Origin of the sequence: Sphaerisporangium flaviroseum, assembly GCF_039537005.1 — a bacterium.
GTDB classification, from domain to species: domain Bacteria; phylum Actinomycetota; class Actinomycetes; order Streptosporangiales; family Streptosporangiaceae; genus Sphaerisporangium; species Sphaerisporangium flaviroseum.
This window is the reverse complement of record NZ_BAAAZR010000023.1, coordinates 1-5,500: the sequence shown is the minus strand read 5'-3', so window position 1 is coordinate 5,500 and position 5,500 is coordinate 1. Positions and strand designations below refer to the sequence as shown.

Below are 5,500 nucleotides of genomic sequence, written 5' to 3'. Positions count from 1 at the left end.
GCCGGTGGCTGGCTCGGCGGCACAGCGGGATGGCGGATGTTGTATCTGCCCAGCGTGGTTGTCTGCGCGCTGCTGCTGATCCTGTGCGTCCTGCTGCCGCGTTCAACGGCCGGCACCCGGGGCCTGTTGCCGGACCTGCCCGGGGCCGCGCTGCTGCTCACCGGGATAGCAGCTCTGGTGATGGCGGTGACGACCAGCCCGATGTGGAACTGGAGCATCACTGAGACCGGCGCGCTGGGCGGCGGGGGACTACTGCTGATCGCAGTCACGGTGTGGCGGTCCACCCGGCACCCGGTCCCGGTCATCGAGATCGGCCTGTGGCGCTCACCGATGTTCGCGATCGCTGGGGTCATCTCGGTGCTGCACGGACTGATCATCTTCCCGCTGCTGGTCAGCGCTCCACGGTTTCTGCACCTGATGTGGTCCTACCCGCCACGACTGGTCGGTCTGGCCATGGTGCCGCTCTCGGCGGGAGTCCTGGCAGCCAGCCCCATCGCCGGGCACCTGAGCCGGCTGCGGCCCGGGCCCCGGCCGGTGATCTATGCCGGCGCCGTGCTGGTCACGATCGCGGGCATCTGGCTGATCGGCGCCGCGCTGCGCCCCGGCCCTGCGCTCCCGCAGGTGTGGCTGCGCGCCATCGGCCTGCTGGGACTCGGGCTGGGCGGGCTGGGCACCGGCGCGACCATCGCGGGAACCCTGTCGGCCACCCCGCAGCAGTACGCGGCCGCGGTCGGCACCGCGATGACCGCCCGCCAGCTCGGCGGCGCGATCGGCGTGGCCGCCGCTGCCGGGCTGCTGGACCATCGTTTCCCCCGGTTCGGCCCCGTCGGCGGTTACCTCATGGTCCTCACCCTGGGCATCGCCGCGGCGCTGCTCGCGGGCGTGCTGACTCTGTTCATGCCGACCGGCTCGGGCCCCCACAGGTCGACCGCCATGACGCCATCGATGGGGAGACCGGCCACCGGCATCGCAGCCGATCCGCTGCCGCGTGCCGCGCTGGTAGCGCTGTACGCCGCGGCCTCCTCCCTTGTCGAGGCCACCGATGCGCTGCTGGCCGACCAGCGGTGCCTGTGCCATTCACCCCCGCCTCCCTCCCCAGCGGCCGGGCGGCAGGGGTTCGACGCGATGGCCCCTTAGCGCAGCGACTGCTGCTGCACCGCCCGATCGGCCTCGAAGCCTTCACTCCTCAGCAAGCACACGCCCGGCAAGGTCACGCTGCGCCAACAGCCCGCCATCACGCGCACCTGCCCCCTCCTGCGGAAGCACTCATGACTCACGCGATAGCAGTCACCTACACCAGCGCCCTGTTCAACAGACTCGACCCTCTGCGCATCGTGGCCACCGACTCCAGGCGGCCGGTGTGAACCACAACGACACCTGCCAGTTCGCCGGCCGGCACGTCGTCGCCGAGCTGACCGGGGTAAACCCCTCGCTACTGGACGATGAGCCCCGGCTGCGCGGGCTGCTGCATCACGCCCTGACCGGGGCCAAAGCGACCGTCCTGCACATGGTCTCCCACCGGTTCACCCCTCAGGGAGTGACCATGCTCGCGCTGCTGAGCGAGTCCCACGCCTCCATCCACACCTACCCCGAAGCGGGTTCCTGTTTCGTCGACATCTTCACCTGCGGCCACAACGCCGATCCCGAGTGCGCACTGGCGTCGCTGGTCGCGGCGATGCGGCCCTCCCAGGTGCACCGGCAGACCATTGACCGCGGCATGCCCGAGCACACCCTGCGGAGGACCCCGCCTTCCTGACCGCGTACCGCGAGCGGATCGGGCAGAGCCCTGCCACGGGCCTCTACCTTGAGGGCCACGAAGACCTCTAACGGCCTGCAGTACGATCATCCGGCTTCAGCCGGCTCGGCCTGCTGAGGGTCGGTCACGCGGGTGAGGAGCCCGGTTCCGTCCGCCAGGATCTGCACATGCCAGTCCGGCGGCCAGATGTGTGGTCTCGCAGGGTCGCGAACAGTTGCGTCGGTCACATCAACTTCGGTATCGAAGGTCGCTCTGTCGAACCTGGCGTCCCCGGAGAAGCTCGCCCTTGTGAACCCGGCGTCCCGGGAGAAGGTCGCTTCGCTGAACCAGACATTTTCCACAAAGGATGCCTTGTTGAACCAGGCGTCCCCGGCGAAGGCCGCCCCGGTGAAAGTGGCGTCCCCGAAGAAGCTCGCCCCGTTGAACCCGGCCCCGCCGAAGGATGCGCCGTTGAACGTGGCGTCCCCGGAGAAGGACGCCTTGGTGAACATGGCGTCCCCGGAGAAGATCGCCAGGTTGAACCCGGCCCCGGAGAAGGACGCCACGTTGAACATGGCGTCCCTGGAGAAGGATGCCTTGGTGAAAGTGGCGTCCCTGGAGAAGGATGCCTCGGTGAACGTGGCGTCCCTGGAGAAGGTCGCCTCGTTAAACGTGGTGACCCCGGAGAAGATCGCCCCGTCGAACCAGGTGTCTCTGGAGAAGGATGCCTCGTCGAACCAGGCGACCCCGGAGAAGGTCGCCTCGTTGAACGTGGCGTCCCCCGAGAAGGACGTCCTGTTGAACCCGGCGACCGCGGAGAAGGATGCCTCGTCGAACCAGGCGACCCCGGTGAAGATCGCCCCGTCGAACGTGGCGTCACCCGAGAAGGACGCCCCGTCGAACGTGGCGTCCCCCGAGAAGATCGCCCCGCTGAACGTGACGTCCCCCGAGAAGGCCACCCGCTCGAACTGGGCTTCGGTGGTGTGACAGTTGCGAAAGTCGAAGTTGATGAGAGTTGCGCCAGTAAGGTCGACGCTGGTGTTGTCCCAGAACCGTGTTGGTGGGGGCAGTTCGTGCCTCTGGTCGATGGGGCGGTCGTCGCGCAGATGATCCGCCAGGATGCGCTGGGCGGTGAGCCGGACTTGGCGTTCTCCCTCGGCGTCTTGTACGGGCGTACTGGGAGCAGCGGGCCTGGGTGTGGGAGCATGGCGGGCGGTTCGTGTGGCGTAGTAACGGCGCCGGGCGTCGCGTAGCGCCTGCTTTCGCACCTGGTCAGGGTCGGGCAGGGCAGGCAGGGTGTAGGGCATCCGCAGGTAGGCGCAGATGACGTTGACGATGGTCTGCCGCTGTGAGCGGTTGTCCTGGGCCAGGCGCTCCAATGCGTACAGGCCGCCGAGCCGGACGGCGGCTTTGTCGCTACCGAGTTGTTCGACCGCCTTGATGTACAGCTCAGTGACGCGGCGCTCGGTGGCGTCGTGCTGAGTGGCCTCGGCGGTGCGTTCGGCCAAGGTGGCGTTGCGGTCGGCCAGGGCCGTGGTGAGGTGGGCGGCGAGTTCTTGGTGACGTTGCCGGCGGAAGGCCAGCATCACGGTGACGGCGGCTCCGACTCCCGCGCCAGCGGTGAGCGCGGTCCGCACGGCTTCGTTGCGGGCTGCCACTTCGTCTGGGCCGGCCGGGTTGGGGGGAAGCCCGGTCAGCAACCACCGGGCGACCGCATAGACCACGGCGCCGATCAGCAGCGCAAGGGGGGCGATCCACAGCCAGGCGGCCCGTGGGACGCGTAAGGCGGGGACTGGGGCTGCGGGCCGGCGACGTAGCCGTTCGGGCAGACGCATACCGCTATATCACTGGCAATGCCGCACTCCCGTCACGTGCTCTGCACAGATCGTTACGCCCAGCAACGAGTTCAGGCAGCACGGCAACCGCCTAAGGACTGCTGAGCCGCAGCGAGGACGGCCTGTACTTGAAGCTCCAACACCGCAGGCAGCGGGAACACCGCAGGTGAAAGCATGGTCAAGCAGTCTCCCTCGGTGATCGCGGCGCGATATCGGTGATCCATGCCTTTCACATCACCGCGGCGCTTGGCCGAAGCCGCCCTCGCCCTGTCCGCTGTCTTGGTCGTCCCGCTGACCGGTTCGCCCGCCTCAGCCTCGCCCGCTGGGCAAGTGGAGCTTCCCGAGCCGTCGCCCGCTTCGGTCGCGCGCGTGGAGCTCGCCGAGATGGCCGTCGACCAGCCGCATGCCATGACCGGCTACTCGCGGGCGAGGTTCCCGCACTGGATCGACCAGGGCGAGTTGTGCAGCACCCGTGAGGTCGTGCTGGAGCGAGACGGGAAGGACGTCTCGCAGGACGAGCAATGCCGGGCCGTCACCGGCACCTGGCATTCGCAGTACGACGGCAAGACGCTCACCTCGGCCGGCGCAGTGGACATCGACCACCTGGTGCCCCTGGCGAATGCGTGGCGGTCGGGGGCGGACGCCTGGTCTGCGGCCAAGCGCCGCGAGTTCGCCAACGACCTGACCAACCCGCAGCTCATCGCCGTGTCCGCCACCAGCAACCGGGCCAAGGGTGACCAGAACCCTGCACAGTGGAAGCCTCCGCTGCGGTCTTACTGGTGCACCTACGCGCGGGCGTGGACCGACGTCAAACACCGCTACGGGCTCGCGGTCACCGCCCCGGAGAAGACAGCCCTGAAGGACATGCTCGACACCTGCCCCGACCTGCAGCACCCGTGAGCACCAGGCGCGAGTCCACCGTCACCGCCGGGCCCGGCGGCGTGATGACCGACCAGGTCGGCATCATCACCGGGGACCTCACCGTGGCCACCGAGGTGGTAGGGGATCGGGCCACCATCGAGGTCCAGTACACGGGCGCGGAGGAGTGGTACACGGTCACCGGGGGACCGTTCACCGTCATCGGCCATGACGGGCAGTGGGTTCACGCCGCGATGGTTCGCGCCGTGGCGCAAGGGCTGCCTGAGGGGTTGACCGGGCTCGAGCTGACGTAGTGGACGAGCCCGGTATCTGAGCAACGCATTTCAGGGGTCAACTTGCCGAAGCCGGGTATGCGTCGTTCGCTCATGTGTTCGATACTGGGGGTGTGGAGCCGCAACGGGTGACGATCGGGAACTGGCCGCAGGACCTCGGGGCCGGCGGTTGGGTGTACCCGTACGGGCACCCGTTCGCCCACTGGGTCGTCACCGCCGTGTACGCCCGGTACTACGCGCCGCGGCTGGTCGTCGAGGAGTACGACCCGGTCCTTGGTGAGGTGGTGCGAAGGGTGAAGCGGTTCGTGCCGCTGAGCGCGTACCTGGTCGATCTGGACGGGTCCGGTGACCGGCTCGCGAGTTTCGAGCGGGTGTTGCTGCACCAGGTTCCGCCGGTCGGCTGGTGGTTTCTCAAGGACCCCGAGGAGGAACACCTGCAGCGGATGCAGGAGTATAAGGTCAGCGACATCTGACCGCGCGGGAAACAGGCGGCAGCCTGCACGGCGTTGAAGCCGTTCAACGCAACCGATGAGTTCCATGAGGCCGCGACGCTGCTTGACCGGTCGGTAAGGGAGGAGCCGTACCTCGCCCTGCTGCTCGCGGGCGCGGGCGAGGCGCGCGCCGTCGATTGGCCGGGTGCACCGACACCAGCGCCACCGCGCCCACAAGGAGTACGCCGGCGAGGCCTTGGCGTGACGTCATCTTCTCGCCCAGGATCATGACCGAGGCGGCGACGCCGATGATCGGGGTGAGGGTGAGCAGCACCCCCGCCTCGCCGA

General features: G+C 68.5%; 6 protein-coding genes. 5 read left to right on the top strand and 1 reads right to left on the bottom strand.

The window, feature by feature from the left end; genetic code table 11:
- Positions 1-1,137: efflux MFS transporter permease (locus tag ABD810_RS27435; protein ID WP_344946507.1), on the top strand; the 1,137-nt coding region annotated here is incomplete at its 5' end.
- Between the two features lie 223 nt (positions 1,138-1,360).
- A complete protein-coding gene (gene speD, locus ABD810_RS27430) occupies positions 1,361-1,756 on the top strand; it encodes an adenosylmethionine decarboxylase (protein ID WP_344946504.1) in 396 nt (131 codons plus the stop codon).
- 86 nt (positions 1,757-1,842) lie between these two features.
- Here the strand turns inward: speD and ABD810_RS27425 are convergent, their stop codons facing one another.
- Positions 1,843-3,570: a pentapeptide repeat-containing protein gene (locus tag ABD810_RS27425; protein WP_344946501.1), complete on the bottom strand. Its 1,728-nt coding sequence runs from the start codon at positions 3,568-3,570 to the stop codon at positions 1,843-1,845.
- A gap of 222 nt (positions 3,571-3,792) precedes the next feature.
- Here ABD810_RS27425 and ABD810_RS27420 point away from each other — a divergent pair, with 222 nt between their 5' ends.
- From ABD810_RS27420 to ABD810_RS27410, 3 genes are all read left to right on the top strand, one after another.
- Positions 3,793-4,470 carry an HNH endonuclease family protein gene (locus ABD810_RS27420; protein WP_344946499.1) on the top strand — a complete coding sequence of 226 codons (678 nt, stop codon included), beginning with the start codon at positions 3,793-3,795 and terminating at the stop codon, positions 4,468-4,470.
- Entirely contained in the window at positions 4,467-4,742 is a 276-nt protein-coding gene (locus tag ABD810_RS27415) for a hypothetical protein (protein WP_344946496.1), read from the top strand. Before ABD810_RS27420 ends, ABD810_RS27415 begins: the two co-directional genes overlap by 4 nt.
- 107 nt (positions 4,743-4,849) lie before the next feature.
- Entirely contained in the window at positions 4,850-5,194 is a 345-nt protein-coding gene (locus ABD810_RS27410; protein WP_344946494.1) for a hypothetical protein, read from the top strand.
- Positions 5,195-5,500 lie beyond the last annotated feature (306 nt).

What these genes read in the sequence shown, in the direction of transcription:
- ABD810_RS27425 (WP_344946501.1), bottom strand. Translation starts at nt 3,570, where the DNA reads ATGCGTCTGCCCGAACGGCTACGTCGCCGGCCCGCAGCCCCAGTCCCC.
- ABD810_RS27420 (WP_344946499.1), top strand. Translation starts at nt 3,793, where the DNA reads ATGCCTTTCACATCACCGCGGCGCTTGGCCGAAGCCGCCCTCGCCCTG.